Raw genomic sequence first — 26,471 nt, 5'->3', positions numbered from 1 at the left:
GCTAGGGCTGGATCGCGTCGTTCCGGTAGGCGGCAGCAACGCGGGCGGCCTGCTGCTGGAGCGCGTCCTCGGCGCACACCTTGTCGGCGGGGCGGCCATCGTCGTCACGGAGGAAGGTGGGGCGCTGGCAGTACCGGCAGGGCGCCTGGGTGCGGGCCCAGTGGGATTTGTCGGACCAGTCCAGGACGCCGGAGGCGGGGAGCGCGGTGGGGGTCCGGCGCGGACGGCGGCCGCTCACCCGAACAGCCCGAGCTGTTGCGGGGGCTCCGGCGGGTGGCAGGAGCGGCAGGTGCACTGGGCCCGGCATGTCGGGCCTGTGGTCCAGACGCCGGCGCGCGGGGGCCAGGCGAGCCCGGGCCCGTAGAGGCTCTTCTCGCGGTCCTCCAGGTAGCCGCCGCACTGGTAGTGGCTGCCGACCTGGCACGCCGCGCAGGGGCGGCGGGCGTCGCACGGGCACGGGCCGCCAGCTCGCGGGCCGACGAGTTCTGCGGACTGGACGAGGACGGTGTCGCGGATCCAGGCCGCGGCCGCCGAGTTCACGCCGCCTCCTCGTGGTGGCGGAGCGCGAGGCGTTCCTTTTCGGACAGGCCGCCCCAGATCCCGAACCGTTCGGGGCGGGCGAGGGCGGCATCCAGGCACTCGTCGCGGACCTCGCAGGCCATGCAGACCGTCCGGGCCGCGCGGGTGGTTCCGCCCTTTTCGGGGAAGAACTCCTCGGGGTCGGTTTCGGCGCAGAGGGCGCTGTCTTCCCAGCTCATGAGGCACCTCCGAGCAGGGCGGCGTAGGTGGCGCGGTTCCGCTCGCGGGCGGGCCGGTCGTCCATGTGGGCGGGGGCGACGCACCAGGATTTGCCGCATCCGGGCTGGACGATCCCGACGGGGGCCCGGTGGTTATGTGCGATGAACGCGGCCCGGTAGGCGGTGGTGCGGCGGCCGTGCCAGCGGAGCACGGGCACCTTGGCGGACAGTTGGCCCGTCCACCGGCGGTGTCCGTCGCCGGCGGGCTCGGAGCGCATGAGGATGGCCTCGGCGAGGCTGACGGTCGTGCGGGCTCCGCCACGGCAGACCGGGATCCCAAGATCCTTGCGAGCAGCGGCTACGGTCGTGTGGCAGACGTGGGCCTGCTTCTCGATCTGCCGGTCGGTGAGGCCGTCGCGGAGCATCTCGGCGATGTCGGCTCGGATCTTCATCGGGACACCGCCTTGTCGAACCCGGACCAGTCGCAGCCGTCCAGCGCCCGGGAGTGCGTTGGGGGCACGTCGGCGAGCGGGTGCCCGAGGTGGGCGTAGCCCATGGCGAGGAGGACGTAGGCGTCGGCCTCGTCGTACTTACACGGGCCCTCGGTGTGGATGCCGTAGGTGTCCTCCACGGCTTCCTTCACGACGGCCTTGAGGGCGGTCCCGGTGAGGCGGACGCCGTTCTCGTCCTTGTGGACGGTGCTGCCGATGGCGTAGGTGATCCGCTTGCTGGGGGTGATCACTGCGTACGGAATGCGCCGCTTCCACAGGTCGTGGCGGATCATCCACCGCATCGCGGCGAGGACGTCGGCGCCCTGGGTGTGGCCGCGGGAGTAGGCGGCGCCCTCGATGAGGACGTAGTCCGCGTTCCGGTAGAACGACGACAGGCCGTCGAGCTGGTAGGCGAGGCGGGCGTGTCGGCTGGTGCTGGTGCACCGGACGTGGTCGGTCCAGCCGTCCCCGGCGACGCCGGAGGCGTTGAGGGCGACGTCGAGGCCGATTACGACGGGGCGGGGCTTGGTCACCGCGGCCGGGAGGGTGAGCGGCATCCCGGTCGCGGGGGTCACGGTGAGGCTCACGCGGCCACCTGCCGGGCGGCCTTGGCCAGGTCGTACGCCTCGCGGGCCGCGCCCTCATTCGCGGCCTGGAGGATGTCGAGCTGGCCAGCGAGCAGCCGTTGCGCGTCCTCGGACTGCCGGAGCCGTCGAAGCAGGTCGGATTCGGCAGCGGTGCGCGGGCCGGTGAGCAGCGCGCGGTTGCGGTTGGCGAGGCCGCGCACGACGTCGCGGGCGGCGTCCCGCTCGGCGGTTACCTCATCGAGCTCGGCGAGCAGCGCGGCGTTGGCCTTGAGGAGCTCGGCGTAGTCGGCCTTGAGGGCCTGGTGGCGGCGTCCGGATACGGGCATCACAGGTCTCCGTCCTGCTGGTGGGGGATGAGGGGCCACTCGCCCCGGATGACTTTCTGCGGGTCGCCGCCCTGCTCCGGTGTGGCCTTCGTGCGGAACCACTCCTGCAATCCGGCCTGCTGCTCGGCCCGCCACGCGCGCTGTGCCGCGAAGAGCTGAGCCGGGTCCAGGTCGTTCAGGTGCGGGTACTTCTCGAACTGCGCCTCGGCGATCAGCAGCGCGGCAAGAGCGTCGGCCTCGGCCGTGTGCCAGTCGGTGAGCTCGACCCCGTACCGCTCCGCGGTGGGCTTGAGCTTCCGCATGCCGGAGCCCTTGACGTACCGGTCAACCTGCTTGTCGATGACGTGCGGGTCGACCAGTCCGGGCACCAGGCCGGCGGGCAGGCGGTCCGCGATCGGTGACAGCCCGTGCCGCTCCAGGTCTCGGCTGAGGATCGTCCAGTCGAACGACAGGTTGAAGGCGATCAGGGGCATGCCGTAGGCCAGGGCCCGGGCGAGGTGGTCGGCGATGTCGTCGAGGGCTTCGGCCGGCGCGGCGCCGGTGGCGGCGGTCGCGTCGTCGATGCCGTGGACCTCGGTGGCCTCGGCCGGGATCGGGATCCCAGGGTTGATCAGCCAGGACATGGCCCGGTCGGGGAGGCCGCCGCCGCGGGCGATGAGGGCGGCGGTGACGATGCGGTCCTCGGCCGGGTTGGGGCCGGTGGTCTCGGTGTCGAACGCGAGCCGGCGGGCGTCAGCAAACTTCACTGGGCACCCCCGGCGGCGCGCTCCTTGCCGATGCGGACGACCATCTCGCCGATCCGTTCCTCCTCGCCGACCTCGTTCGTGACGAGCGCGCCGAGCTGTCGGGTGCTGCTCAGCTCGTGGTGGATCTGCCGCAGCCGACCCGTGCTGGTGTGCGGGTTGCAGACCTCGTCCAGGTAGCTGGTCGCAGGCCGGATCGGGGACTCCGCCCGTTCGAACTCGGTGGCGTCCGCGTCCCGGTCTTCCGTCGGAACCAGGCCAGCCGACAGAAGCAGCGTGCGCAGCGCAATGGACTGGGCCTTCGGTGTGGACCGGCCTCCCGAGTCGGACGCCTCGCCCGCCGCCTGCGTGTCGAAGTAGTCGCCCGCCGGGCCGAAGATTCGGAAGGTCACCAGGACGGTGCACTCCCGCTTCACGCCACCGTTCTTGGTGCTGATGTCGCGGTACTGCGGCTCGACCTTTACCGGGGTGACCACCACGCCGTGTTTGCGGCAGGCCGGGCCGAAGGCGTTCAGCGCCAGGTCGACGCCTCGGAAGTTGAACCGTCCGGCGCTGCCGCCGTCGAACCGCTGGTCCTTGCCGATCGCCCGGACCTCGCCCATCACCCGGGACCAGGCGACGACTGCGGGCAGGGATTCGGCGTCGCGTGTGAGGTCGCCGAGGTCCGGCTCCTCCAGGTTCGGCGCGACGGTGGTCTGGTGTTCTACGACCGAGGTCGTACGGCCGGCCGCAGCGGCTGCGTTTTCGCGCAGGCCCATGTCAGATATCCCCCTTGTACTGCGGAGCGATGGAGAGGCGTTCGGTGGGGTTCGGGGCGACGCACGCCGTGTAGGCGTCCGGCCACCGTTCGGCAAGGAGCTCCAGGTCGACCTTCGGGGCCGCGTTGCTGGGCTCCAGCGAGTAGGCGCGCTCGCCGCTGAGGAGGGCTTCCTGAGCGTTGCCCAGGGCAGCCACAAGGCGGGCTTTCGCCGAGTTCTTCGCCTTCTTCGCGGAAGACTCGGCGCTGCGGTGCCGGTTGTAGTCGCACAGCGCGTCGTACGCGTCCGGGTGCATGTCGACGTCGACCGTCCCGGACCGGGTGGGGTGGACGCGGCGGAGCACCTTGACCACCGCGTTTCCGTCACCAACCGGCGCGGGCGGAACCTGCGCCAGGATGTGCTCGGTCCAGAACCGTTCCACGGCCGCCGTGATGTCGGCCATGACGTCCTGGTACTGGTCCGACCGAATGACGCCCTGGTGGTACTCGTTGCCGCCGATCAGGACGGCGTAGTGCATGTGCTCGTAGCCGTTGACGATGATCTGCCAGAGCACTTGGGCGGTGACGTCGTCGGGGGCGCCGGCGTGCCACTGCGCGGACTTGAACGCTGAGCGGGTCTTGACTTCCAGCGCGCAGGGCGCCTGTTCTTCCTCGGACAGGGGGCAATGGGTGACGCGCCGGTCGAGGGTGGTCATCCAGTGCGGGTGGTCCTGGTGGGCGACGAGGCCGACTCGGCGGACGACGCTGCGGCTCTGCATGGCCCAGCGGCGGGCGACGTTTTCCTCGTTGACGGTGCCCCAGTAGGCGGCCTCGCCAGCGTCGTCGACGTCGTAGCCGAGCTTGTCGTAGTAGACCTTGAGCGGCGGGTTTTGCTCGACGAGGCCGAGGATGGCGGGGACGTCGGAGGACCCGATGCCGGAGCGGCGGGCGGTGAGCCAGTCGGTGCGGTCGGCGTCGGCGGGGAGGATGAGGCGGCCGGTGGGGGTGACCCGGCGGCCGGCGGCCGGGGCCGAAGCCCCGGCCAGCACGGTCTCGATCATCGGCCACCGCCAGGAGCCAGGGTGTAGTACCGGCGGTCCGACTCGTGGTGCATCTCCAGCTCACCAGCCGCGTACAGCGCGGCGAGTTCGCGGCGGATCGTTGACCGAAGGACGTGGGTCTCGCAGTAGCGGGCGTAGAGCCGCTTCACCCGGCCCGCGGTCCACTGGCCGCGCTCGCTGATGATCACGGAGAGCAGCCAGTGACGCCGCTCGGCGTCCGTCCGGCGGGGAACCGGGGTGGGCTCGCCGCTGGGAGCGCCGGTGCCCTTCCCATCCGCCAGACCGAGGAGCCCGGCCAGCTTGGTTCGTACCTCGTCGTCGAGGAGCAGCGCCACCGGGCGCCCGTCCTCTGCGACGCAGCACACGAGCAGCTCGGGCTTCTCGTCCTCCAGAGCCGGTTCGAGGGAGCAGTCGAAACGGCGCACGACCAGCGGAGTCGCCGCCTCCTCCGCGAGAACCTCGGCCCGGTGCGCATCCCGGCTGGAGCGCGAGCCCACTGTCGCCGAGACGATGAACTCGTTCAGCAGCTGGATCGCGCGGGCTTCGCCGATCTCCGGCGCAAGGAGGCCGATCAAGGAGTCACGAACGCTCACGCGGCGGCCCCCCTTTCCGGCTGACCGGGCGCCTTCGCCAGCAGCACCGGCCGGACCACGGCCGCCGGGTTGAACCGACCAAGCGTCTCGATCACCGCGTCCAGCTCGGCCCGCAGCCGCAGCGCGGCCGTCAAGTCGATACGGACCTCGGCGTCGTCCATCGCCGCTGCGTCCTCGACGGCCTCGATGAGGTGGTCCAGCTCCCCCTCCTTCGGCGAGGTCACTGCCTTGGCGAGCGCGTCGAGCTGGAGGACGACGTTCTCGCGGGCCTCGTCCTCTGCCCACGTGGCGACGAGCGAGACGAGCGTGTCCCGGCGGATCTGGTCGGCGCGGAGGATGCCCGACAGCCACATCGTGTCGAGGCGGATGGACAGGCCCGGCTCGCGGGACGGGTTGGTGGTCACTGGTCCTCCAGAGTGGAGATCAGGGTCATGGGGCCGGAGGAACGGACTACCGACCGGGCGTCCCCGTAGTGGGTGATGAGCGGCGGCTCGGTCGGGCCACGCCGGGCGGCCGAGGCGACGGTCCGGCCGTCGACCCAGGCGACGAACTCGAACCCGCCGTCGCTGACCGCGCGCCAGGTGTCGCCGTACCGGTCGCGGTACTCCCGGCCGTCGATGAACGTGGCCCCGGCGGCGTCGAGGAGCTGGAGCTGGAACGCGCGCCGCATCTGCATGCGGGCGAGGATCTGGCGGTCGGTCGGGGGCTCCCAGACGTGCACGCCGACGGTGGACAGCCACTGTCGACCGTGCTCGTCCGTCGGGATGCCGCAGTGCTGGCAGCCGGACGGGGTGATCGGACGGTCAGCCACGAGGCACCTCCGGCAGGTCACGCCCAAGCCGGTAGTCGTGGTGGAGCGGGGAGTCGTGCGGGTCCTCGGTGGGCCGGATGGCGCCGCGCGCCACCTTCGAGGCCATCCGCTCCAGCACCTCGGCCTGAACGGCGTGCTCCCGGTTGCGCGTCGACCGGTACTCGCGCGCCTTCTTGTACAGCCACGCGGAGACCTCCGCGTAGCGGTCAGCCTCCAGCTGCGCCACCCGGGCCCGCAGCCGGGCCAGCTCGGCGGCGGACTCCGGCGACTGGAGCAGCCCCGCCGCCTCCAGGTCGTACGCCAGTTCCGCCGGCGTCGCCGCACCCTGCTCCATCGCCGCGTGCAGCGCACCGGCCGCCGCGCGCACCCGCTCCGCGTTCACGCCGCACGCTCCGGCGTCGTGGCGACCGACTCCAGCACCGCTACCGCGGCCGCCTTGTCGACGGTGTCCGACCAGTCGTCCACGTGCTGCTCCAGGGACCGCCAGTCCCGCCACACCGGGCCCCTGTCCAGCGACAGGGCCAGGAAGTTCACGGCCATGTCGGCCAAGGTGGACATGCCGTGCGGCGAGCCCGTCGCCGCGTACCGGATCGCCCCGACCACGGACATCGGGCGGATGAACATGGGCACGTCGAGGCCGTCGCGGCCGAGCGCGTCCAGCACGTAGTCGCCGTGGTGCAGGCCGACCCGGGCGATGACACGGGCGGCCGCGAGGAGGACACCCTCAACCGTGTCCGGCACGGTCGGCCGGATCGGGAGGGCGACCAGGACCGTACGGCGGGCGCCGTGCGGCAGGTCGGTCGGGCTAGGGTGGTGGATCACGGTGTACCTCTCTGTCAGTGGTGAGGTGTGCCGAGGGGCTGTTCCGGATGGCCGTCCGGGCGGCCCCGTTTTCTCGGGTCAGGCGGCGAGCTGTCCGCGCGGGGTCGACTGCGGCCTCGGAACGGAGGCGAACACCGCCTGAAGCTGCATGCGGGTCTCTCCGCTCAGCGGGGGCGCCGCGTCAACCAGGGCGCGGATCGCGGCCACAGCGTCGGGGCCGAGTCGGCGTTCCGCCGCAGCGCGGTTGAAGGGGGCGGTCACGCTGCGGCCTCGAGCCGGCGCCGCCCCGAACGGGGGGTGCTGGTGCGGCCCGAGTGCCGGGTCGCGCGCCCCGTGGGGGTGAACAGAATCAGGACATCCACGCCGATCGCGGCGGCGATCTGGCAGGCCGTCGGGGCGAACACCGCCTCCTGGCTGCCGGACAGAAGGTTCCCGATCGTGCTCCGTGAGACCTCTGCCTGGGCGGCCAGCTCCCGGACGCTCACGGAGGCACCGGAACCGGTGCGCTTCATGAGGGTGGCCAGGAGGGATCGGTCCACCAGCTGGAAGAGCGGAATCGTGTGCTCAGACATCAGCATCCGTCCATCTCGTGCAGTGACTCGTTGCACTGCTTGGATGGCTTCAGCATTGCATAGCTTGGACGTGTCGTCCAGCCTCTTGGACGGGTGGTGAGGATTTGGCCAATCTCTGCGATGCGCCCTGGTGTGCGCCGTTGCATTGCATGGACACTCTGTCCTACGGCTGGGATGGCAGACCCGCGCCCATTAGGGGGTATGGGTGGACCGCCTCACTGGTCACATGGACACCCACTGACCCATGGCCAGAGCAGGAGTGGCAGGATGGCTCTCATGGCTGCACAAGATCGTTCCGCTACGGAGCGCTCTCAGCTCAGAGATCTCGTGCGCGACCGCAAGAGCGTGCTCGGTCTGAGCTACGAGCGACTCGCGGCCCGCTGCATCGACCCCGAGACCGGGGAGCCGGCGGTCAAGTCCTCGTGGCTGCACCGGCTCGCCACGAATCTGCCGGTGCAGATCCCGGACTTCCCGATGCTGCGCGGGCTGGCCGCCGGCCTGGATGTCCCGCTGGGGCGCGTCCAGGACGCCGCCGGTGCCGAGTTCTTCGGTATGGATGTGGTCTGGTCGGCGTCCGGCGAGGCTCGAGCCCTGGTCAAGAGCACCGAAACCCTGACGCCTACTCAGCGTGAGCAACTCCAGCGCCTGTTGGAATCGTTCACGCGACAGGAATAGGGGTTCGGGCATATGCCAGCGGGTATGGCGGCCACGCAGAGTAGTTCATGCCTGCGTGCGGTAGTCACAGGTAGTCCAATGCGGCACTATTAACTCACCGCCTGGGGGCGAAGCTGTTCAACTACCTGTGTCACGCCTGCGTGTTCGAACGCACGGACGAATTGTGATGCAGGATGCGCCAAGGGGGTCGCATGTCGCAGGGAGCACGCACCGAAACCCAGGATCAGCCGAGTCGCACCGTGGCCGTGCCCCAGGTGGTGATTTCAGAGCTCGTTCCGGAGGGGCGCGCACTCGTGCCCGTGCAGACGGCCACCCGCCTGTACCTCGCGGTCCGGCCGGACGCCGAAGTGAAGCAGCTCGTCCAGGAGCTGAACGACCACATCCAGCACGCCTACGCCACCGGCCTCGTTGTCCCCTATGCCTCTGAGGGTGAGGCGCGCCCGCGCCCCGAGATGTAAATGTGCCTCTGATGTGAATTCGATCTGGCCGTCGCGGCGGCCGTCCTGGGGGCCGCCGAGGTCGTCGACCCCGGGGCGATCGCCGACCTGGTGCTCATCGGGGAGCTGGGGCTGGACGGCCGGGTGCGCCCGGTCCGCGGGATCCTGCCGGCCGTGCTCGCCGCCGCCGAGGCGGGCTACCGGCAGGTGGTGGTGCCGCAGCAGTGCGCCGCCGAGGCCTCCCTGGTCCCCGAGGTGGCGGTGCTGGGCGTGCGCAGCCTGCGGCAGCTGATCGCCGTCCTGACCGACGCACCGGTCCCCGACGAGGACCCGCCGGACGGGGAGGGGCGCCCGGACCCGATGCTGGCCGGGCTGCTCCTGCCGGGCGCCGGACTCGGCACGGGTCTCGCCCGGGGCGGGGAGGAGGCCCAGGACGTCCCCGACCTCGCCGACGTCGCCGGGCAGCACGGCGCCCGCCGGGCCCTGGAGGTGGCCGCCTCCGGGGGCCACCACCTCTTCCTCAACGGCCCCCCGGGCACGGGCAAGACCATGCTCGCCGAGCGGCTGCCCTGGATCCTGCCGCCCCTCACCCGACAGGACTCCCTGGAGGTGACGGCCGTCCACTCGGTCGCGGGAATCCTCCCGCCCGGCGAACCGCTGGTCTCCCGGCCCCCGTACTGCGCCCCGCACCACTCGGCGACCATGCAGTCACTGGTGGGCGGCGGGGCCGGGGTCCCCAGGCCCGGGGCGGTCTCCCTGGCTCACAAAGGCGTGCTCTTTCTGGACGAGGCCGCGGAGTTCAGCGGGAAGGTGCTGGACGCCCTGCGCCAGCCCCTGGAAGCCGGACACGTGGTCATCGCCAGGGCCGCCGGGGTGGTACGGCTGCCCGCCCGCTTCCTGATGGTCCTCGCGGCCAACCCCTGCCCCTGCGGGCGGCACACCCTGACCGGGTCCGGATGCGAATGCCCCTCACCGGTGATCCGGCGCTACCAGGCCCGGCTGTCGGGCCCGCTGCTCGACCGGGTCGACCTGAGGGTGGAGGTGGAACCGGTGACCCGCTCCGACCTGCTCGGCCGAGGCGGCCGGGGAGAGACCACGAGGGCCGTCGCCGACCGGGTGCGGGAAGCCCGGGAGCGGGCCGCCGCCCGGTACGCGGCCACCCCCTGGCGGCTCAACGCCGAGGTGCCCGGGCACGAGCTGCGCACCCGGTGGCCGGCCGGACCCGGAGCCATGGCGCAGGCCGAGCGGGAGATGGAGCGCGGGCTGCTCACGGCCCGGGGGCTGGACCGGGTGCTGCGGGTCGCCTGGACCGTGGCCGACCTGCGCGGCCGCGACCGCCCCGAGGCGCTGGACGCGGCCGTCGCGCTGGAACTGCGCACCGGGATCGCCCGCGGGGCGGCGTCGGCCCTGGGGGCGGGGTCGTGAGCGCCGCCGGGCGGCCGGATCCGGAGTTCCTGGCCCGGGCGGCGCTCACCCGGGTCCTGGAGCCCGGGGACGAGCACGGCGGGCGCTGGCTGCGGGAGTTCGGCCCCGTCGCGCTGATGGGGATCCTGAGCGGGACCGCCGACGCGGAGCCCGGCCCGCTGACGGGGGTGGGCCCCGAGCGGCTCGCCGGGTACCGCCGGCGGGCGGCGCTGGCGGATCCCGGGCAGGACCTGGACCGGGCGGCCGCGGAGGGCGTCCGGTTCGTCTGCCCGGGATCGGCGGAGTGGCCGACGCAGCTCGACGACCTGGGCGACGCCCGGCCCGTCGGGCTCTGGCTGCGGGGCCGGCCGAACCTGCGGACCTGGGCCCTGCGCTCCGTCGCCGTGGTCGGCGCCCGCGCCTGCACCCCGTACGGGGCCCACATGGCGCAGACCCTGGCCGCCGGGCTCGCCGAGCGGGGCTGGGTGGTGGTCTCCGGGGCGGCGTACGGGATCGACGGGGCCGCCCATCGCGGGGCCCTCGCCTCCGGCGGCGCCACGGCCGCGGTCCTGGCCTGCGGGGTGGACACGGCCTACCCGCGCGGCCACGCCGGACTGCTCGGCCGGATCACCCGTCAGGGACTGGTGCTGGGCGAACTCCCGCCCGGAAGCCATCCCACGCCCAGCCGGTTCGTCCTGCGCAACCGGGTCATCGCCGCCCTCACCCGGGGCACCGTCGTCGTGGAGGCCGCGCAGCGCAGCGGCTCCCTCGTCACCGCCCGCCGGGCCCAGCGGCTGGGCCGCCTCACCATGGGTGTCCCCGGCCCCGCCACCAGCGGCCTCTCGGCCGGGGTGCACGAGCTGCTGAGGGGCGAGGCCGTCCTGGTGACCGACGCCGCCGAGGTCGTCGAGCTGGTCGGCGCCATGGGAGAGCTGGCCCCCGCCCGGCGCGGCCCCGTCCTTCCCCGCGACCTGCTCGACCCGGGAGCCGTCCGGGTCCTCGAAGCCCTCCCCGCCGGCCGGCCCGCCGACGTGGACGAGATCTCCCTCGCCGCGGGCGCCGGTACCGATGAAGTCATCGGCAGACTGTACGAACTTCACTCTCTGGGGTTCGTCGAACGGCGGGGCGACGCCTGGCGGTTGACCCGCCGCCGGCCCGAGGGGGAGGGGGAATCCGGAGCCGCCCGGCGAGGCGGTCGTTGACCTGGGGCGTTCCGGTGAAAGAGTGACGGCGATGAGAGACGCGGTCTTCCCCGAGGCGGCCGCCCGGGCCGAGCGCGAGGCGCCGGTCCCGGGCCGCCCGCGCGAGTCCGGGCGCCCCTGCGGCCCTGCGCCATCCCGTACTCTTCGCGCACCGCGACACTTCCGTCACGCTACGCTCCCAAGGAATCCCGCTCCGGCAAAGGCGAAGCATGCCCCAGCACACCTCAGGGTCCGACCGCGCTTCGGTGCCACCCGCTGCCCGTGGCAGCGTGCGGTCCGCCGAGCCCTCGTCCCTGGAGCTGCTCTGGCGCGCATACAAGGAATCGGGTGACGAGCGGCTGCGGGAGCAGCTGATCCTGCACTACTCGCCGCTGGTCAAGTACGTGGCGGGCCGGGTCAGCGTCGGCCTCCCGCCCAACGTGGAGCAGGCCGACTTCGTCTCCTCGGGGGTCTTCGGGCTGATCGACGCGATCGAGAAGTTCGACATCGACCGGTCCATCAAGTTCGAGACGTACGCGATCACCCGGATCCGCGGCGCGATGATCGACGAGCTGCGGGCGCTGGACTGGATCCCACGCTCCGTACGCCAGAAGGCCCGCGCCGTGGAGCGCGCCTACGCCACCCTGGAAGCGCAGCTGCGGCGCACCCCGACCGAGGTCGAGGTCGCGGGGGAGATGGGCATCGGGGTCGAGGAACTCCACACCGTCTTCAGCCAGTTGTCCCTTGCCAACGTGGTCGCCCTGGAGGAGCTGCTGCACGTCGGCGGCGAGGGCGGCGACCGCCTGTCCCTGATGGACACCCTGGAGGACACCGCCGCCGACGACCCGGTGGAGGTGGCCGAGGACCGGGAACTGCGCAGGCTGCTCGCCCGGGCCATCAACACCCTCCCGGAGCGGGAGAAGACGGTCGTGACCCTGTATTACTACGAGGGCCTCACCCTCGCCGAGATCGGCAACGTCCTGGGCGTCACCGAGAGCCGGGTCAGCCAGATCCACACCAAGTCCGTGCTCCAGCTGCGCGCCAAACTCGCGGACGTCGGCCGCTGACCCGCCCTCCCGCCGGAGCGGCCGGTGGAGCTTGCGCACGCTCCGTACAGTGGTGACGTGCCCAGGATTCGAGCGGCCTCCGTGGCCGAGCACCGGTCGATGCAGCGCGGCGCCCTGTTGGACGCGGCGCGCTCCCTGCTGTCGGAAGGCGGGACCGAGGCCCTGACCTTCCCCGCCCTCGCGGAGCGGACCGGCCTCGCCCGGTCCTCCGTGTACGAGTACTTCAAGTCGCGCGCGGCCGTCGTCGAAGAGCTGTGCGCGGTGGACTTCCCCGTCTGGGCCGCCGAGATCGAGGCGGCGATGGAGGCCGCGCCGACTCCCGCCGCCAAGATCGAGGCGTACGTGCGCAGCCAGCTGGACCTGGTGGGCGACCGGCGCCACCGGGCGGTGGTGGCCATCTCCGCCGGCGAGCTGGACGCGGGCGCGCGGGAGAAGATCCGTGCCGCGCACGGCGGCCTGGTCGCGATGATCGTCGAGGCGCTGGAGTCCCTCGGGCAGCCGGAGCCCCGCCTGGCCGCGATGCTGCTCCAGGGGGTCGTGGACGCGGCGGCCCGCCGGATCGAGCTCGGCGCCGCCGAGGACCCGGCCGTGATCACCGCCACCGCGGTCGGCATGGCCCTGCACGGCATCAGCGGCCCGGCCTGATCCGCGGGGGACGGGCTCAGCCCGGCCGGTCCGGGTCCGGGGCGGACGGCAGCAGCCGGGGCGTGGGCGCGGGGAGCAGCGCCAGCGGGTCGAGGTAGAGGTCCTGGCCCGCCAGGAGGCCCCAGTGCAGGCAGGGCTCCGGGCAGTGGGCGCCCTCCGTGAGCACCGCCACCACCTGGCCCGCCGCGACCGCCTCCCCTTCCGCGACCAGCGGCCGCACCGGCTCGTACGTGGTCCGCAGCCCGCCCGGGAGGGTGAGCGACAGCACGCCCCTCCCCGCGACCCGCCCCGCGTAATGGACCCGCCCCGGTCCGACGGCCCGCACCTCCGCCCCCGCCGGGGCCGACAGGTCCACCCCGCGGTGCCCCGTCGCGTACGGGGTCGGGGGCGGGTCCCACCACCGGGCCACGGACAGCGGCGGCGGCAGGGGCCGGACCGCCGTGAAGGCCCGCTCGGCGGGGGCGGCGGGGCCCGGGACCAGGGCCCGGGACAGGGCGAACAGCAGGGTGAGCAGCAGTGTCGTCGTCATGGGCCCAGCGTCCCGCGCGGGCGCCCCGGCCCGCCCGCGCCTGTGGACGGGCGAAAGGGTGTGGACAAGGGCGTCACCCGGCATACCGCCGGGTCCCGTACACTTCTTGTGGCGATCCGGGTCACCGGGTCGACTTCGCACGCCCCAGCGCCGACCGGTTCCGGTCGGGCGAATGCGTCTCTCGGTCCCTCCAGGGGCAGGGCGCGGCGGGGCGTCAGGAACCAAAAACCGAGAAACCAAGGAGATGGCCATGGCCGTCGTAACGATGCGGGAGCTGCTGGAGAGCGGCGTCCACTTCGGTCACCAGACCCGTCGCTGGAACCCGAAGATGAAGCGCTTCATCTTCACCGAGCGCAACGGCATCTACATCATCGACCTGCTCCAGTCGCTGTCGTACATCGACCGCGCCTACGAGTTCGTGAAGGAGACCGTCGCGCACGGCGGTTCCATCATGTTCGTCGGTACGAAGAAGCAGGCGCAGGAGGCCATCGCCGAGCAGGCGACCCGCGTCGGCATGCCGTACGTCAACCAGCGCTGGCTGGGTGGCATGCTCACCAACTTCTCCACCGTCTACAAGCGCCTTCAGCGTCTGAAGGAGCTTGAGGCGATCGACTTCGAGGACGTCGCCGCCTCGGGTCTCACCAAGAAGGAGCTCCTGGTCCTCTCCCGCGAGAAGGCCAAGCTGGAGAAGACCCTCGGTGGTATCCGCGAGATGTCGAAGGTTCCCAGCGCCGTCTGGATCGTCGACACCAAGAAGGAGCACATCGCCGTCGGTGAGGCGCGCAAGCTGCACATCCCGGTCGTCGCGATCCTCGACACCAACTGCGACCCCGACGAGGTCGACTACAAGATCCCGGGCAACGACGACGCCATCCGCTCCGTCACCCTGCTCACCCGCGTGATCGCCGACGCCGTCGCCGAGGGCCTCATCGCCCGCTCCGGCGCTGCGACCGGTGACTCGAAGCCGGGCGAGAAGGCCGCCGCCGAGCCGCTCGCCGAGTGGGAGCGCGACCTGCTCGAGGGCGAGAAGAAGGCTGACGCCGAGGCCCCCGCGGCCGAGGCTCCGGCTGCCGAGGCCCCGGCTGCCGAGGCTCCGGCCGCCGAGCAGGCCTGACCCACTGAGAGCGCCCGGCGTTCATCCGCCGGGCACTCGCAGCACGGACGATGACGGCGGGGGAGCCGCGCCACGAGCGCGCTCCTCCGCCGTTCACCCGTAGATCTACGACTTCGAGAGAGAATCACAGACTCATGGCGAACTACACCGCCGCTGACGTCAAGAAGCTCCGCGAGCTCACCGGCGCCGGCATGCTGGACTGCAAGAACGCGCTCGTCGAGGCCGACGGCGACGTCACCAAGGCCAACGAGATCCTTCGCGTCAAGGGCCTGAAGGGTGTCGCCAAGCGCGAGGGCCGTTCTGCCGAGAACGGTGCCGTCACCTCCCTGATCTCCGGCGACGCCACCTCCGGTGTGCTCGTCGAGCTCAAGTGCGAGACCGACTTCGTGGCCAAGAGCCCGAAGTTCCTGGCCGTCGCCGACCAGCTCGCCGCCCACGTGGCCGCCACCAAGCCCGCCGACATCGAGGCGCTGCTCGCGTCCGAGATCGAGGCCGGCAAGACCGTCCAGGCGTTCGTGGACGAGGCCAACGCCAACCTCGGCGAGAAGATCGTCCTGGACCGCTTCGCGGCGTACGAGGGTGCCTTCGTGGCCTCCTACATGCACCGCACCATGCCCGACCTGCCCCCGCAGATCGGTGTCCTGGTCGAGCTGGACAAGGCCGACGCCGACCTGGCCAAGGGCATCGCCCAGCACATCGCCGCCTTCGCGCCGAAGTACCTCACCGCCGAGGACGTCCCGGCCGAGATCGTCGAGTCCGAGCGCCGCGTCGCCGAGGAGACCACCCGCGCCGAGGGTAAGCCCGAGGCCGCGATCGCCAAGATCGTCGAGGGTCGCGTGAACGGCTTCTTCAAGGACGCCACGCTGCTCGGCCAGCCGTACGCGCTGGACAACAAGAAGTCCGTCCAGAAGGTTCTGGACGAGGCCGGTGTCACCCTGAAGCGCTTCGCCCGCATCAAGGTCGGCATCTGAGTCCGTCCGTACGCGACGGACACCGGACCCCGATAGGGTCTGAGGCAGTCGTCCGCGCTTGCGCCGGACGACCGCAGATCTGACGAGGAGGCCATTGCCGCAGAGGGAACCGAGAGGACCCAACGGCAATGGCCTTCTTCGTATGTGCACGAGGAGATCTCCATGAACCAGGGCGTGGACCCCCACACCGCATCCCACGACAAGAGCGACCACGAGAAGAAGGGTCGCCGCTTCATGCTGAAGCTGTCCGGCGAAGCCTTCTCCGGCGGCGGCGGGCTGGGTGTCGACCCTGACGTCGTGCACGCCATCGCCCGCGAGATCGCGGCCGTGGTCCGAGACGGCGCCGAGATCGCGGTCGTCATCGGCGGCGGCAACTTCTTCCGCGGCGCGGAACTTCAGCAGCGCGGCATGGACCGGGCCCGGTCCGACTACATGGGCATGCTCGGCACCGTCATGAACTGCCTCGCCCTCCAGGACTTCCTGGAGAAGGAGGGCATCGACAGCCGCGTCCAGACCGCCATCACCATGGGCCAGGTCGCGGAGCCGTACATCCCGCTGCGCGCCGTCCGGCACCTGGAGAAGGGCCGCGTCGTCATCTTCGGCGCCGGTATGGGCATGCCGTACTTCTCCACCGACACCACGGCCGCCCAGCGCGCCCTGGAGATCGACGCCGAGGCCCTCCTCATGGGCAAGAACGGCGTCGACGGGGTCTACGACTCCGACCCGAAGACCAACCCCGACGCGGTGAAGTTCGACGCGCTGGAGTACAACGAGGTGCTGTCCCGGGACCTCAAGGTCGCCGACGCCACCGCCATCACGCTGTGCCGCGACAACCGGCTGCCGATCCTCGTCTTCGAACTGCTCGCCGAAGGCAATATCGCCCGTGCCGTCAAGGGTGAGAAGATCGGCACGCTCGTGAGCGACCAGGGCACCCGGGTCTGAGCCCGTCGCACCGGGCCCTTCACGGGCCCGGTCCGGGCGGCCCGTACCGCCCCGCCCGCCCGAACCATCCATTCAAGACATGCAGGAGCACGTGGTGATCGAAGAAATCCTCCTCGAAGCCGAGGAGAAGATGGAGAAGGCCGTCGTCGTCGCCAAGGAGGACTTCGCCGCGATTCGCACGGGCCGTGCGCACCCGGCGATGTTCAACAAGATCGTGGCGGACTACTACGGCGCCATCACGCCCATCAACCAGCTCGCCTCCTTCTCGGTGCCCGAGCCGCGCATGGCCGTCGTGACCCCCTTCGACAAGAGCGCCCTGCGCAACATCGAGCAGGCGATCCGCGACTCCGACCTGGGCGTCAATCCCAGCAACGACGGCAATATCATCCGGGTGACCTTCCCCGAGCTGACGCAGGACCGCCGCAAGGAGTACATCAAGGTCGCCAAGAACAAGGCCGAGGACTCCCGCGTCTCCATCCGCGCCGTGCGCCGCAAGGCCAAGGACGCCCTCGACAAGCTGGTCAAGGACAAGGAGGCCGGCGAGGACGAGGTGCGCCGCGCCGAGAAGGAGCTCGACGACACCACCGCGAAGTACGTCGCGCAGGTGGACGAGCTGCTCAAGCACAAGGAAGCCGAGCTCCTCGAGGTCTGATGAACGACTCTCCCTGGGCCGCTGAGCCGGTACCGGCGGGTCCCGCATACGATGCGCTGGTGGGCCCGCAGACTGCGCCCATGCCCATCGTGCCCGATGCCGCCGGCCGTGCGTTCGACGACCGGGAAGCACGCGATCGGGGGGCCGCCTTCGCCGGCGGCCCCCCGCTCCGTACCGAGATGCCGTTGCAGGAGCCCATGCCCAGCCCCCCGCCACCGCCTTCCCAGGCACCGCAGGACGCCTCGCCCCCGCCGCAGAAGAAGCGCGCCGGGCGGGATCTGCGTGCCGCCATAGGGGTCGGCGTCGGCCTCGGCGCGGTGATCTTCGCTTCGCTGTTCATCGTCAAGGCGGTCTTCGTCGGCGTGATCGTCGTCGCGGTCGTCGTCGGCCTGTGGGAGCTCACCTCCCGGCTGCAGGAGAAGAAGGGCATCAAGGCGCCACTGGTCCCGCTCGCGGTCGGCGGCGCGGCGATGGTCATCGCCGGCTACGTCCGCGGGGCCGAGGGCGCCTGGGTCGCCATGGCGCTGACCGCGCTGGCGGTGCTCGTCTGGCGGATGACGGAACCGCCCGAGGACTACCTCAAGGACGTCACCGCGGGCGTCTTCGCGGCGTTCTACGTGCCCTTCCTGGCGACCTTCGTCGCGATGCTCCTCACGGCCGAGGACGGCCCGCAGCGGGTGGTGACCTTCCTGCTGCTGACCGTCGTCAGCGACACCGGGGCGTACGCCGTCGGCTGGCGCTTCGGCAAGCACAAGCTCGCGCCGCGCATCAGCCCCGGGAAGACCCGCGAGGGACTCCTCGGAGCGGTGGCCTTCGCGATGGCGGCCGGCGCGCTGTGCATGGAGTTCCTGATCGACGGGGGTTCCTGGTGGCAGGGCCTGCTGCTGGGCCTGGCCGTCGCCGTCAGCGCGACCCTGGGCGACCTCGGCGAGTCGATGATCAAGCGCGACCTGGGCATCAAGGACATGGGCACGCTGCTCCCGGGCCACGGGGGCATCATGGACCGCCTCGACTCCCTGCTGCCGACGGCCCCGGTCGTCTGGCTGCTGCTGGCCGCCTTCGTCGGCACCGGCTGACGGGTCCGGGCCGGGTTATCCTGGAGGGCGCGCCGTGTTCCACGCGGCGCGCTCTTTCCGTCCGGCGGCCCAGACGCCGCGGACCGGCCCTGCATGCGCGGGGTGACCCCCACCCCGTCGTACCGAGGAGTACCGCATGGCCCCCCGTCCCGCTCCGGGTGAGCTCACCTTCGTCGCCCCGCGAGGGGCCAAGAAGCCGCCCCGGCACCTCGCCGACCTCACCCCCGCCGAGCGCCGCGAAGCGGTGGCCGCCATCGGCGAGAAGCCGTTCCGGGCCAAGCAGCTCTCCCAGCACTACTTCGCCCGCTACGCCCACGACCCGGCGGAGTGGACCGACATCCCGGCGGCCTCGCGCGAGAAGCTCCAGCAGGAGCTGCTGCCCGAGCTGATGAACGTCATCCGGCACATCAGCTGCGACGACGACACCACCCGCAAGACCCTCTGGAAGCTGCACGACGGCACCCTCGTGGAGTCCGTCCTGATGCGCTACCCCGACCGGGTCACCATGTGCATCTCCTCGCAGGCCGGCTGCGGGATGAACTGCCCGTTCTGCGCCACCGGCCAGGCCGGCCTCGACCGCAACCTGTCCACCGCCGAGATCGTGCACCAGATCGTCGACGGCATGCGCGCCCTGCGCGACGGCGAGGTCCCCGGCGGCCCGGCCCGCCTGTCCAACATCGTCTTCATGGGCATGGGCGAGCCGCTCGCCAACTACAACCGCGTCGTCGGCGCCATCCGCCGCCTCACCGACCCTGAGCCCGACGGCCTGGGCCTGTCGCAGCGCGGCATCACCGTCTCCACCGTCGGCCTGGTCCCGGCCATGCTGCGGTTCGCCGACGAGGGCTTCAAGTGCCGCCTCGCCGTCTCCCTGCACGCCCCGGACGACGAGCTGCGCGACACCCTCGTTCCCGTGAACACCCGCTGGAAGGTCCGCGAGGTCCTCGACGCGGCCTGGGAGTACGCCGAGAAGTCCGGCCGCCGGGTCTCCATCGAGTACGCCCTGATCCGCGACATCAACGACCAGGCCTGGCGCGGCGACCTCCTCGGCCGCCTGCTCAAGGGCAAGCGCGTGCACGTCAACCTGATCCCGCTGAACCCGACGCCCGGCTCGAAGTGGACCGCCTCGCGCCCCGAGGACGAGAAGGCCTTCGTCGAGGCCATCGCCCGCCACGGCGTGCCCGTGACCGTACGGGACACCCGTGGCCAGGAGATCGACGGAGCGTGCGGGCAGCTCGCGGCGAGCGAGCGGTAGTCTGGCCCGCGTACATCTGCATATTCCGACAGGGGAGCGCCACAGCGCTGAGAGTGCGGCAACACGTTTTCGGATCAAGCACCGTGGCCGCAGACCCTCTGAACCTCGCCCAGGTCATTCTGGGTAGGAAGTTCGGTCACCACCTCAAGCTGTTGCGCCCTGCCCGGGTGCCCGCTCCATCCGAGCGCCCGGGCAGGGCCGCGTCTTCTCCTGGTCATACCCAGGAGGAATCAACCGTGAGCACCACCAAGAAGATCGCGGGTGCGGCGCTGGCCGCGGCCCTCGGTGTTGGCACGCTCGCCGCGTGCGGCGGCGGCGCCAAGAACGAGGAGGGGGCGGCCGCGAGCGGGGCCCCGAAGTCCAAGACGATCACGCTCGTCTCCCACGACTCCTTCAACGTGTCCGAAGCGGTCCTGAAGGAGTTCGAGCAGCAGAGCGGCTACACCGTCAAGGTGCTGAAGTCCGGGGACGCCGGCGCCGCCCTGAACCAGGAGATCCTCACCAAGGGCTCCCCGCGCGGCGACGTCTTCTTCGGCGTGGACAACACCCTTCTCTCGCGCGCCCTCGACAACGGGATCTTCACCCCGTACGAGGCCAAGGGCCTGGACGGGGTCAAGCCCGAGTACGTGCTCGACAAGCAGCACCGGGTCACCCCCGTCGACTCCGGCGACATCTGTGTCAACTACGACAAGGCCTACTTCGCCGACAAGAAGATCGCCCCGCCGCAGACGCTGGACGACCTGGTCAAGCCGGAGTACAAGAACCTGCTGGTCACCGAGAACGCCGCCACCTCCTCGCCCGGCCTCGGCTTCCTGCTCGCCTCCGTCGGCAAGTACGGCGAGGACGGCTGGAAGGACTACTGGAGCAAGCTGAAGGCCAACGGCGTCGAGGTCGTCGACGGCTGGGAGCAGGCCTACAACGAGCGGTTCTCCGGCTCCGCCGGCGGCAAGAAGGCCAAGGGCGACCGCCCGCTGGTCGTCTCCTACGCCTCCAGCCCGCCGGTCGAGGTCCTCTACGGCGACCCCCAGCCGGCCGAGGCCCCGACGGGCGTGGCCACCGGCACCTGCTTCCGCCAGGTCGAGTTCGCGGGCCTGCTGAAGGGCGCGAAGAACGAGGAGGGCGGCAAGGCACTCATCGACTTCCTGATCGGCAAGAAGTTCCAGGAGGACATGCCGCTCCAGATGTTCGTGAACCCGGTGGTCAAGGACGCGAAGCTGCCGGAGGCGTTCACCAAGCACGGCGTGGTGGTCGAGAAGCCGGAGAACGTGGCCCCCGAGACCATCGCGAAGAACCGTGACCAGTGGGTCAAGGCATGGTCCTCGATCGTCGTGAAGTAGTCCGCGACGGCTCCCCGAAGGAGGGCGGGCGGGCCACGGCCGTCAGACTGGCCCTGATGGCCGTGCCGCTCGCCTTCTTCGGGCTGTTCTTCGCCTACCCCGTCGCAGCGATCGTCGGCCGCGGGTTCAGGACGGACGGGGGCTGGCAGTTCGGCCGGATCGGCGAGGTGCTCTCCCAGCCCGACATCGCCGGCGTGCTCTGGTTCACCACCTGGCAGGCGCTCGCCTCGACGGTGCTCACCCTGATCGTCGCGCTCCCGGGCGCGTACGTGTTCGCGCGGTTCTCCTTTCCCGGCAAACAGCTGCTGCGTGCCCTGGTCACGGTCCCCTTCGTGCTGCCGACCGTCGTCGTCGGCACGGCCTTCCTGGCACTGGTCGGGCGCAACGGGCTCCTCGACGAGGTGTGGGGCGTCCGGCTGGACACCACCGTCTGGGCGATCCTGCTCGCCCACGTCTTCTTCAACTACGCCGTCGTCGTGCGTACGGTCGGCGGCCTGTGGGCCCAGCTGGACCCGCGCCAGGAGGAGGCGGCCCGGGTACTGGGCGCCGGGCGGTTCACGGCCTGGCGGCGGGTGACCCTGCCCGCGCTCTCGCCGTCGGTGGCCGCCGCCGCGCTGATGGTGTTCCTGTTCACCTTCAGCTCCTTCGGCGTCGTGCAGATCCTGGGCGGGCCCTCGTACGCCACGCTGGAGGTCGAGGTCTACCGGCAGACGGCGCAGCTCCTGGACCTGCCGACGGCCGCCGTGCTGACGCTGGTCCAGTTCGCCGCCGTCGGGATCATCCTCGGCGTGCACGCCTGGACCGTGCGCCGGCGGGAGACGGCGCTGCGGCTCGTCGACCCCTCGCGCACCGCGCACCCGCCGCGCGGCTGGGCGCAGCGCGGGCTGCTGGGCGGGGTGCTGCTGACGGTGGCGCTGCTGATCGTGGCCCCGCTCGCCGTGCTGGTGGAGCGGTCCCTGGACGCGCCCGGCGGGTACGGCTTCGGGTTCTACCGGGCGCTCCAGGAGAGCGGCTCCGGAGGCGGAACGTTTCTGGTGCCGCCGCTGGAGGCCATCGGCAACTCCCTCGAGTACGCGCTTGCCGCCACCGCCATCGCCCTGGCCGTCGGCGGACTCGCGGCCGCGGCGCTGGCCCGGCGCGCGGGCCGCTTCGTCCGGGGCTTCGACGCACTGCTGATGCTGCCCCTCGGGGTGTCCGCCGTGACGGTGGGCTTCGGGTTCCTGATCACCCTGGACGAGCCGCCGCTGGATCTGCGCACCTCCTGGATCCTGGTGCCGCTGGCGCAGGCGTTGGTCGGGGTGCCGTTCGTCGTACGGACCATGCTGCCGGTGCTGCGCGCGGTCGACGGGAGGCTGCGGGAGGCGGCGGCCGTGCTCGGGGCGTCGCCGCTGCGGGTGTGGCGCGAGGTGGACCTGCCGCTGGTGCGGCGGGCGGTGCTGATCGCGGCGGGCTTCGCCTTCGCGGTCTCGCTGGGCGAGTTCGGCGCGACGGTGTTCATCGCCAGGCCGGACCGTCCGACGCTGCCGGTGGCCGTGGCCCGGCTGCTGGGGCGGGCCGGCGAGGTGAACTACGGGCAGGCCATGGCCCTGAGCACGATTCTGATGCTGGTGTGCGCGGTGTCCCTGCTGGTGCTGGAGCGACTGCGACCCGACAAGACCTCGGGAGAGTTCTGATGACCCTGCTCCGGCTCGAAGGGGTGACGGTGCGCTTCGGCGGCCGCGCGGTCGTGGACGCGGTGGACCTGGAGGTCGCAGAGCACGAGACCGTCTGCGTGCTGGGGCCGAGCGGCAGCGGCAAGTCCACCCTGCTGCGGGTGGTGGCCGGGCTCCAGCCGCCCTCCGCCGGCCGGGTGCTGCTCGGCGGCGCCGACCAGGCCGGGGTGCCGGTGCACCGGCGGGGGGTCGGCCTGATGTTCCAGGACCACCAGCTCTTCCCGCACCGGGACGTCGGCGCGAACGTCGCCTTCGGCCTGCGCGTCCGGGGCTCCGCGAAGGCGGAGCAGGGGGAGCGGGTCGCCCGGCTGCTGGACCTGGTCGGGCTCCCCGGGGCCCAGGGCCGGGCCGTGGCCTCGCTGTCGGGCGGTGAGCAGCAGCGCGTGGCCCTGGCCCGGGCGCTGGCCCCCTCGCCGAGGCTGCTGATGCTGGACGAGCCGCTGGGCCAGCTCGACCGGGGGCTGCGCGAGCGGCTGGTGGTCGAGCTCCAGGGGCTGTTCTCCCGGCTGGGCACCACCGTGCTGGCCGTCACCCACGACCAGGGCGAGGCCTTCGCGCTGGCCGACCGGGTGGTGGTGATGCGGGACGGCCGGATCGCCCAGGTGGGAACCCCGCTGGAGGTGTGGCAGCGGCCGGCCTCGGAGTTCGTGGCACGGTTCCTCGGCTTCGAGAACGTGGTCCCGGCCACCGTCTCCGGGGGCGCCGCCGCGACCCCGTGGGGGAAGGTCCCCGTACCGGCCGGCTCGCCCGAGGGCGAGCAGCGGCTGCTGGTCCGGCCGGCCGGGGTGGTGCCGGCCGCGGCCGGGCTGGACTGCGTGGTGGAGTCCCGTACCTTCCGGGGAACGCACGTGGCCCTGCGGCTCCGGCCCGCGTCGGGCCCCGTACTGGAGGCGGAGTGCGCCCTCGCCGCCGCCCCGGCCGCGGGGGACCGTCTCGCGGTGGCCTTCACGCCCTCCGAGGTGGTCGTCCTGCCCTAGGGACGTCTCCGTACGGGCGGGCCTAGGCGGCTCGGATGCCGTCGCAGGCGATCGGCAGGTGGCGCGGGCCGCGCAGGACCGCGTTCTGCCGGTAGGGCGGCGGGTCCTCCAGCAGCCGCGCGTTCTCCAGCCTGCGGGCCAGCTCGCTCAGGGCCAGCGCGGCCTCCAGCCGGGCCAGCGGCGCGCCGAAGCAGCTGTGGATCCCGCTGCCCAGGCCCAGGTGCTGGACGTCCTCGCGGTCGGGGTCGAAGCGGTCCGGGTCCTCGAACCGCTTCGGGTCGCGGTTCCCGGAGGCGATGACCAGCCAGAGCGAGGAGCCCTTGGGGATGGTCACCCCCGCCACCTCGATGTCGGCCAGCGTGCTGCGCTGCGGCAGCAGCTGCACCGGGGGCTCGTAGCGCAGCAGCTCCTCCACCATCGGCACGGCCAGGTTCGGGTCGGAGCGCAGCCGGTCCAGGTGCTCCGGCCGGCGCAGGAGCGTGAGCATCCCGTTCGTGATCAGGTTGACGGTGGTCTCGTGCCCGGCGATCAGCAGCAGGGCCGCCGTGCTGAGGACCTCCATGGTGCTCATCGTGCCGTCCGGCCCCTGCCCGGTTGCCAGCTCCGAGAGCATGTCCCCGGTCGGGTTCCTGCGCCGCTCCTCGATCAGCCCGGCCAGGTACATGCCGAGCTCCATGCGGGAGTCCTGCGTCTTCTTCATCCGTTCGGCGGGGTCGGCGTCCGGATCGGGGTCCAGGCTCGCGGCGAGGGTGTCGGCCCAGACGTGGAAGCGGGCCTCGTCCTCGGGCGGCACACCCAGCAGCCGGCAGATCACCGTCACGGGGAAGGGGTACGAGAACTCCTCGACCAGGTCGATCCGGCCCGGGTCGCCCTTCTCGGCGATCGTGTCGATCAGCCCGGTGACGATGCCGCCCAGCTCACCGCGCATCTGCTCGACCCGGCGCGGGGAGTGCGGGGGCCCGAAGGGGCGGTTGGTCATCCGGCGCAGCCGGTCGTGGTCGGGAGGGTCCAGCTTCAGGAAGGACGGCGGCAGCGCCTGTCCCTCGCCCTCGTCGGCCTCGTTCAGCGGGTCGCCGGCCGTCGCCGTCAGGTTGCGGGCGTCGGAGCTGATGCGCGGGTCGTGCAGCAGGCCCTTGATCTCGTGGTAGGTGCTGATGACGTACGGGCCTTCCCCGTCGTGGAACACCGGGGTCTTGCGGAGCTCCTCGTACAGCGGGTAAGGATTGGCACGGCTGGAGTAGTCGAGGATCTGCCGCAGGATGCCTTGGGTCATGAGAGGTCCTCGTGCTCAGTTGTGCGCCGGTGTGAAGGTCATCCGCCGGTCGGCCGGCGAGTAGCCGCTCAGGGTGATGGTCGGGCCGTGCGTGGGCACCGACGGGTCGGGGAAGTCCGCGGGGAGCGGACGGTCCCCCTCCGGCCTGCGGTCCACCGTCGGGTAGGGCGGCGGGAACGGCGCGGTCTGCTCGATCTGCTGCTCGTAGAAGTCGAGCCAGCGGCACTGGTCGAAGGTGACGGCCCCGATGACGCGGCCCTGGTACCCGTACACGCCGACGAAGCGGCGCTCGGCGCGCGAGCCCTGGATGATCACGATCTCGGTCCCCATCGACGGGACCCCGACCGACTTGATGCTGACGCCGAACTGCGAGGACCAGAACGCCGGGACCCACAGGTGCGGCCGCCGGTCGGCGCTCCTGCTGAGCATGTTGTGCGCGGCGGTCTCGGCCTGGGCCACGGCGTTGCCCCAGTGCTCCAGGGACAGGAACTGGTAGCCGAAGAGGGCGTGCGGGGAGCGGGCGACGTCGCCGGCCACGTAGATGTCGTCGGTGACGATGCCCCGGATGTCGAAGGCCCGGCAGCCCGCGTCGCAGGCGATACCGCGCGGACCCGCGCCGAGTCCGGACCCGGCGAGCCACTCGGTGTTGCGCTGGGCGCCGAGCGAGACGACCACCACCTCCGCCTCCAGCGTGGTGCCGTCGGAGAGGTGCGCGGACCGTACCCGGCCGGAGGAGTCGCCCTCCAGGCCCGTGACCATGATCCCGGTACGCAGGTCGACGCCGTTCTCGCGCTGCATGTCGGCCGCGACCGCTCCGACCACCCCGCCGAGCGCGCCGACCAGGGGTGCGTCGCCGCGTTCGGCCACGGTCACGGCGAGGCCGCGCTCCCGGCACGCGGAGGCGATCTCGGAGCCCGTGAACCCGGCCCCGATCACCAGCACCCGGCCGGGCCCGGCCGCGAGGGCGCGCTCCAGGGCGGCCGCGTCGCCCCGGGTGCGCAGGACGAAGACCCCGTCGAGGGCGGCCTCGTCGGGCTTGGGCCAGGGCCGGGCCCGCACGCCGGTGGCGATCAGCAGCCGGTCGTACTCCACCTCGTCCCCGTCGGCCAGCCGGACCCGTCGGGCCGCCATGTCCAGGCCGGCGGCGGGCACGCCGAGGCGCCACTTCGCGTCGATGTCCCGGCGCCGGGGCAGGGCCGTCCCGTCGGCGGTGGCCATGCCCAGCAGGACCTGTTTGGACAGGGGAGGGCGGTCGTACGGCTCGTGGGGCTCGTCGCCGATCATCGTCAGCGAACCGGTGAAGCCCCTCTCGCGCATGGTCTCGGCGGCCCGCAGGCCGGCCAGGGAAGCGCCCACCACCACGATGCGGCCCTCGCGCTTGAGGTGCTCAAGGCCTCCGTCACTGTTCACCGTCGGCCCCCGGAGTGTCGAGGGATCCGTTGACCGCGTCCAGGAGGATGGCCCGGACCGGGCAGGCGTGGGCGGCGCGCACGACGTTGTCGTGCTGGTCGTCGGGGGCCTGCGGGTTGTAGAGCAGCGCCTCGTCGCCGTGCATGGCGAACACGTCGGGCGCGAGGAACGCGCACTGCGCGTACCCCTGACAGCGGTTCAGGTCGACGACGAGCCTCATGAGGCATCAGCCTTTCCGTGCCCTGATGACCCCCACTGCCCCCGAACCCCCCGCCACCCCTCCAGCATGCGCGAGGAACGTGTCCGCCGCCTGCCGGGCCGGGGTGGGGGCGAACGGG

33 protein-coding genes, 1 pseudogene and 1 riboswitch are annotated in these 26,471 nt (G+C 72.0%); of the genes and pseudogenes, 15 read left to right on the top strand and 19 right to left on the bottom strand.

What is annotated here, in order from left to right:
- Nucleotide 1: 1 nt before the first annotated feature.
- The 15 genes from ACFY15_RS00520 to ACFY15_RS00450 all read right to left on the bottom strand — a co-directional run bounded on the left by ACFY15_RS00520 (nucleotide 2) and on the right by ACFY15_RS00450 (nucleotide 7,479).
- Nucleotides 2-238 (bottom strand): hypothetical protein, encoded by a 237-nt coding sequence (locus ACFY15_RS00520; RefSeq protein WP_366454911.1) that lies wholly within the window; start codon nucleotides 236-238, stop codon nucleotides 2-4.
- A complete protein-coding gene (locus ACFY15_RS00515; RefSeq protein WP_390824785.1) occupies nucleotides 235-540 on the bottom strand; it encodes a hypothetical protein in 306 nt (101 codons plus the stop codon). The genes ACFY15_RS00520 and ACFY15_RS00515 overlap by 4 nt, the downstream gene beginning before the upstream one ends.
- Complete coding sequence (locus ACFY15_RS00510; protein ID WP_390824784.1) at nucleotides 537-758, bottom strand: WhiB family transcriptional regulator; 222 nt, start codon at nucleotides 756-758, stop codon at nucleotides 537-539. The genes ACFY15_RS00515 and ACFY15_RS00510 overlap by 4 nt, the downstream gene beginning before the upstream one ends.
- Complete coding sequence (locus ACFY15_RS00505) at nucleotides 755-1,189, bottom strand: hypothetical protein (RefSeq protein ID WP_390824783.1); 435 nt, start codon at nucleotides 1,187-1,189, stop codon at nucleotides 755-757. Before ACFY15_RS00505 ends, ACFY15_RS00510 begins: the two co-directional genes overlap by 4 nt.
- Nucleotides 1,186-1,815, bottom strand: a complete 630-nt coding sequence (locus ACFY15_RS00500; RefSeq protein WP_390824781.1) for a hypothetical protein — start codon at nucleotides 1,813-1,815, stop codon at nucleotides 1,186-1,188. The genes ACFY15_RS00505 and ACFY15_RS00500 overlap by 4 nt, the downstream gene beginning before the upstream one ends.
- Complete coding sequence (locus ACFY15_RS00495; protein ID WP_390824780.1) at nucleotides 1,812-2,141, bottom strand: hypothetical protein; 330 nt, start codon at nucleotides 2,139-2,141, stop codon at nucleotides 1,812-1,814. The genes ACFY15_RS00500 and ACFY15_RS00495 overlap by 4 nt, the downstream gene beginning before the upstream one ends.
- The gene (locus tag ACFY15_RS00490) at nucleotides 2,141-2,887 is read right to left on the bottom strand and encodes an exonuclease domain-containing protein (protein WP_390824779.1); all 747 of its coding nucleotides are present in this window, start codon (nucleotides 2,885-2,887) and stop codon (nucleotides 2,141-2,143) included. The genes ACFY15_RS00495 and ACFY15_RS00490 overlap by 1 nt, the downstream gene beginning before the upstream one ends.
- Entirely contained in the window at nucleotides 2,884-3,642 is a 759-nt protein-coding gene (locus ACFY15_RS00485; protein ID WP_390824778.1) for an ERF family protein, read from the bottom strand. Before ACFY15_RS00485 ends, ACFY15_RS00490 begins: the two co-directional genes overlap by 4 nt.
- A 1-nt stretch (nucleotide 3,643) precedes the next feature.
- Nucleotides 3,644-4,681 (bottom strand): YqaJ viral recombinase family protein, encoded by a 1,038-nt coding sequence (locus ACFY15_RS00480; protein ID WP_390824776.1) that lies wholly within the window; start codon nucleotides 4,679-4,681, stop codon nucleotides 3,644-3,646.
- Entirely contained in the window at nucleotides 4,678-5,274 is a 597-nt protein-coding gene (locus ACFY15_RS00475; protein WP_390824775.1) for a hypothetical protein, read from the bottom strand. The genes ACFY15_RS00480 and ACFY15_RS00475 overlap by 4 nt, the downstream gene beginning before the upstream one ends.
- On the bottom strand, nucleotides 5,271-5,678 hold the full coding sequence (locus ACFY15_RS00470; RefSeq protein ID WP_390824774.1) for a hypothetical protein: 408 nt from the start codon (nucleotides 5,676-5,678) through the stop codon (nucleotides 5,271-5,273). Before ACFY15_RS00470 ends, ACFY15_RS00475 begins: the two co-directional genes overlap by 4 nt.
- Nucleotides 5,675-6,085, bottom strand: coding sequence for a hypothetical protein (locus tag ACFY15_RS00465; protein WP_390824773.1), 411 nt, complete (start codon nucleotides 6,083-6,085; stop codon nucleotides 5,675-5,677). The genes ACFY15_RS00470 and ACFY15_RS00465 overlap by 4 nt, the downstream gene beginning before the upstream one ends.
- Nucleotides 6,078-6,467, bottom strand: coding sequence for a hypothetical protein (locus tag ACFY15_RS00460; protein WP_390824772.1), 390 nt, complete (start codon nucleotides 6,465-6,467; stop codon nucleotides 6,078-6,080). The genes ACFY15_RS00465 and ACFY15_RS00460 overlap by 8 nt, the downstream gene beginning before the upstream one ends.
- The gene (locus tag ACFY15_RS00455; RefSeq protein WP_390824771.1) at nucleotides 6,464-6,907 is read right to left on the bottom strand and encodes a hypothetical protein; all 444 of its coding nucleotides are present in this window, start codon (nucleotides 6,905-6,907) and stop codon (nucleotides 6,464-6,466) included. Before ACFY15_RS00455 ends, ACFY15_RS00460 begins: the two co-directional genes overlap by 4 nt.
- Nucleotides 6,908-7,164: 257 nt before the next feature.
- The gene (locus ACFY15_RS00450; protein WP_390824770.1) at nucleotides 7,165-7,479 is read right to left on the bottom strand and encodes an XRE family transcriptional regulator; all 315 of its coding nucleotides are present in this window, start codon (nucleotides 7,477-7,479) and stop codon (nucleotides 7,165-7,167) included.
- Between the two features lie 276 nt (nucleotides 7,480-7,755).
- On the opposite strand from ACFY15_RS00450, the gene ACFY15_RS00445 reads away from it, so the two are divergent.
- The 6 genes and pseudogenes from ACFY15_RS00445 (at nucleotide 7,756) to ACFY15_RS00420 (ending at nucleotide 12,888) form a co-directional block, all read left to right on the top strand.
- Nucleotides 7,756-8,154, top strand: coding sequence for a hypothetical protein (locus ACFY15_RS00445; protein WP_390824769.1), 399 nt, complete (start codon nucleotides 7,756-7,758; stop codon nucleotides 8,152-8,154).
- A 293-nt stretch (nucleotides 8,155-8,447) separates the two neighbouring features.
- On the top strand, nucleotides 8,448-8,612 hold the full coding sequence (locus ACFY15_RS00440) for a hypothetical protein (protein WP_390824768.1): 165 nt from the start codon (nucleotides 8,448-8,450) through the stop codon (nucleotides 8,610-8,612).
- Between the two features lie 18 nt (nucleotides 8,613-8,630).
- A pseudogene (locus ACFY15_RS00435) lies at nucleotides 8,631-10,010 on the top strand (YifB family Mg chelatase-like AAA ATPase); the annotation flags it as partial.
- Nucleotides 10,011-10,012: 2 nt separating this feature from the next.
- Complete coding sequence (gene dprA / locus ACFY15_RS00430; protein WP_390824767.1) at nucleotides 10,013-11,197, top strand: DNA-processing protein DprA; 1,185 nt, start codon at nucleotides 10,013-10,015, stop codon at nucleotides 11,195-11,197.
- A 209-nt stretch (nucleotides 11,198-11,406) separates the two neighbouring features.
- Complete coding sequence (whiG, locus tag ACFY15_RS00425) at nucleotides 11,407-12,243, top strand: RNA polymerase sigma factor WhiG (RefSeq protein WP_390824766.1); 837 nt, start codon at nucleotides 11,407-11,409, stop codon at nucleotides 12,241-12,243.
- A gap of 81 nt (nucleotides 12,244-12,324) precedes the next feature.
- Entirely contained in the window at nucleotides 12,325-12,888 is a 564-nt protein-coding gene (locus ACFY15_RS00420) for a TetR/AcrR family transcriptional regulator (RefSeq protein ID WP_390689031.1), read from the top strand.
- A gap of 16 nt (nucleotides 12,889-12,904) precedes the next feature.
- Here the strand turns inward: ACFY15_RS00420 and ACFY15_RS00415 are convergent, their stop codons facing one another.
- Nucleotides 12,905-13,417, bottom strand: coding sequence for a M23 family metallopeptidase (locus tag ACFY15_RS00415; protein WP_390824765.1), 513 nt, complete (start codon nucleotides 13,415-13,417; stop codon nucleotides 12,905-12,907).
- Nucleotides 13,418-13,667: 250 nt separating this feature from the next.
- Here ACFY15_RS00415 and rpsB point away from each other — a divergent pair, with 250 nt between their 5' ends.
- The 9 genes from rpsB to ACFY15_RS00370 all read left to right on the top strand — a co-directional run bounded on the left by rpsB (nucleotide 13,668) and on the right by ACFY15_RS00370 (nucleotide 23,450).
- Nucleotides 13,668-14,531, top strand: coding sequence for a 30S ribosomal protein S2 (gene rpsB / locus ACFY15_RS00410; RefSeq protein WP_042813433.1), 864 nt, complete (start codon nucleotides 13,668-13,670; stop codon nucleotides 14,529-14,531).
- A 134-nt stretch (nucleotides 14,532-14,665) separates the two neighbouring features.
- A complete protein-coding gene (gene tsf, locus ACFY15_RS00405; RefSeq protein WP_365156616.1) occupies nucleotides 14,666-15,502 on the top strand; it encodes a translation elongation factor Ts in 837 nt (278 codons plus the stop codon).
- Between the two features lie 162 nt (nucleotides 15,503-15,664).
- A complete protein-coding gene (gene pyrH / locus ACFY15_RS00400; protein WP_390688961.1) occupies nucleotides 15,665-16,444 on the top strand; it encodes a UMP kinase in 780 nt (259 codons plus the stop codon).
- Nucleotides 16,445-16,538: 94 nt separating this feature from the next.
- Nucleotides 16,539-17,096: a ribosome recycling factor gene (gene frr / locus ACFY15_RS00395; RefSeq protein ID WP_042813431.1), complete on the top strand. Its 558-nt coding sequence runs from the start codon at nucleotides 16,539-16,541 to the stop codon at nucleotides 17,094-17,096.
- On the top strand, nucleotides 17,096-18,172 hold the full coding sequence (locus ACFY15_RS00390; RefSeq protein WP_366455187.1) for a phosphatidate cytidylyltransferase: 1,077 nt from the start codon (nucleotides 17,096-17,098) through the stop codon (nucleotides 18,170-18,172). Before frr ends, ACFY15_RS00390 begins: the two co-directional genes overlap by 1 nt.
- 136 nt (nucleotides 18,173-18,308) lie before the next feature.
- Nucleotides 18,309-19,424, top strand: a complete 1,116-nt coding sequence (gene rlmN, locus ACFY15_RS00385) for a 23S rRNA (adenine(2503)-C(2))-methyltransferase RlmN (protein WP_042813428.1) — start codon at nucleotides 18,309-18,311, stop codon at nucleotides 19,422-19,424.
- 20 nt (nucleotides 19,425-19,444) lie between these two features.
- Nucleotides 19,445-19,572: riboswitch (TPP riboswitch) on the top strand.
- Between the two features lie 88 nt (nucleotides 19,573-19,660).
- A complete protein-coding gene (locus tag ACFY15_RS00380; protein WP_390824764.1) occupies nucleotides 19,661-20,761 on the top strand; it encodes a thiamine ABC transporter substrate binding subunit in 1,101 nt (366 codons plus the stop codon).
- 56 nt (nucleotides 20,762-20,817) lie between these two features.
- On the top strand, nucleotides 20,818-22,434 hold the full coding sequence (locus ACFY15_RS00375; RefSeq protein ID WP_390825033.1) for an ABC transporter permease: 1,617 nt from the start codon (nucleotides 20,818-20,820) through the stop codon (nucleotides 22,432-22,434).
- On the top strand, nucleotides 22,434-23,450 hold the full coding sequence (locus ACFY15_RS00370) for an ABC transporter ATP-binding protein (protein WP_390688964.1): 1,017 nt from the start codon (nucleotides 22,434-22,436) through the stop codon (nucleotides 23,448-23,450). The genes ACFY15_RS00375 and ACFY15_RS00370 overlap by 1 nt, the downstream gene beginning before the upstream one ends.
- A 22-nt stretch (nucleotides 23,451-23,472) precedes the next feature.
- On the opposite strand, the gene ACFY15_RS00365 is transcribed toward ACFY15_RS00370, so the two are convergent.
- The 3 genes from ACFY15_RS00365 to ACFY15_RS00355 are packed head-to-tail and all read right to left on the bottom strand — an operon-like array spanning nucleotide 23,473 to nucleotide 26,353.
- Entirely contained in the window at nucleotides 23,473-24,723 is a 1,251-nt protein-coding gene (locus ACFY15_RS00365; RefSeq protein ID WP_390824763.1) for a cytochrome P450, read from the bottom strand.
- Between the two features lie 15 nt (nucleotides 24,724-24,738).
- Nucleotides 24,739-26,133 carry an NAD(P)/FAD-dependent oxidoreductase gene (locus tag ACFY15_RS00360; protein ID WP_390824762.1) on the bottom strand — a complete coding sequence of 465 codons (1,395 nt, stop codon included), beginning with the start codon at nucleotides 26,131-26,133 and terminating at the stop codon, nucleotides 24,739-24,741.
- Nucleotides 26,123-26,353 carry a ferredoxin gene (locus ACFY15_RS00355; RefSeq protein ID WP_390824760.1) on the bottom strand — a complete coding sequence of 77 codons (231 nt, stop codon included), beginning with the start codon at nucleotides 26,351-26,353 and terminating at the stop codon, nucleotides 26,123-26,125. The genes ACFY15_RS00360 and ACFY15_RS00355 overlap by 11 nt, the downstream gene beginning before the upstream one ends.
- Between the last annotated feature and the right edge of the window lie 118 nt (nucleotides 26,354-26,471).

This window comes from Streptomyces sp. NPDC001373, assembly GCF_042895815.1.
In the GTDB taxonomy this organism is placed as follows: domain Bacteria; phylum Actinomycetota; class Actinomycetes; order Streptomycetales; family Streptomycetaceae; genus Streptomyces.
Note: the sequence above shows the minus strand (reverse complement) of the source record. Positions and strands in the feature narration are given on the sequence as shown.

Bases quoted from the DNA above. Each gene is read 5' to 3' on its own strand.
- whiG (WP_390824766.1), top strand. From the start codon at position 11,407: ATGCCCCAGCACACCTCAGGGTCCGACCGCGCTTCGGTGCCACCCGCT.
- ACFY15_RS00485 (WP_390824778.1), bottom strand. From the start codon at position 3,642: ATGGGCCTGCGCGAAAACGCAGCCGCTGCGGCCGGCCGTACGACCTCG.
- ACFY15_RS00355 (WP_390824760.1), bottom strand. From the start codon at position 26,353: ATGAGGCTCGTCGTCGACCTGAACCGCTGTCAGGGGTACGCGCAGTGC.
- ACFY15_RS00365 (WP_390824763.1), bottom strand. From the start codon at position 24,723: ATGACCCAAGGCATCCTGCGGCAGATCCTCGACTACTCCAGCCGTGCC.
- ACFY15_RS00370 (WP_390688964.1), top strand. From the start codon at position 22,434: ATGACCCTGCTCCGGCTCGAAGGGGTGACGGTGCGCTTCGGCGGCCGC.
- ACFY15_RS00480 (WP_390824776.1), bottom strand. From the start codon at position 4,681: ATGATCGAGACCGTGCTGGCCGGGGCTTCGGCCCCGGCCGCCGGCCGC.
- ACFY15_RS00445 (WP_390824769.1), top strand. From the start codon at position 7,756: ATGGCTGCACAAGATCGTTCCGCTACGGAGCGCTCTCAGCTCAGAGAT.
- rpsB (WP_042813433.1), top strand. From the start codon at position 13,668: ATGGCCGTCGTAACGATGCGGGAGCTGCTGGAGAGCGGCGTCCACTTC.
- rlmN (WP_042813428.1), top strand. From the start codon at position 18,309: ATGGCCCCCCGTCCCGCTCCGGGTGAGCTCACCTTCGTCGCCCCGCGA.
- pyrH (WP_390688961.1), top strand. From the start codon at position 15,665: ATGAACCAGGGCGTGGACCCCCACACCGCATCCCACGACAAGAGCGAC.
- ACFY15_RS00505 (WP_390824783.1), bottom strand. From the start codon at position 1,189: ATGAAGATCCGAGCCGACATCGCCGAGATGCTCCGCGACGGCCTCACC.
- ACFY15_RS00450 (WP_390824770.1), bottom strand. From the start codon at position 7,479: ATGTCTGAGCACACGATTCCGCTCTTCCAGCTGGTGGACCGATCCCTC.
- tsf (WP_365156616.1), top strand. From the start codon at position 14,666: ATGGCGAACTACACCGCCGCTGACGTCAAGAAGCTCCGCGAGCTCACC.
- ACFY15_RS00375 (WP_390825033.1), top strand. From the start codon at position 20,818: ATGGCCGTGCCGCTCGCCTTCTTCGGGCTGTTCTTCGCCTACCCCGTC.
- ACFY15_RS00495 (WP_390824780.1), bottom strand. From the start codon at position 2,141: ATGCCCGTATCCGGACGCCGCCACCAGGCCCTCAAGGCCGACTACGCC.
- ACFY15_RS00415 (WP_390824765.1), bottom strand. From the start codon at position 13,417: ATGACGACGACACTGCTGCTCACCCTGCTGTTCGCCCTGTCCCGGGCC.
- ACFY15_RS00390 (WP_366455187.1), top strand. From the start codon at position 17,096: ATGAACGACTCTCCCTGGGCCGCTGAGCCGGTACCGGCGGGTCCCGCA.
- ACFY15_RS00510 (WP_390824784.1), bottom strand. From the start codon at position 758: ATGAGCTGGGAAGACAGCGCCCTCTGCGCCGAAACCGACCCCGAGGAG.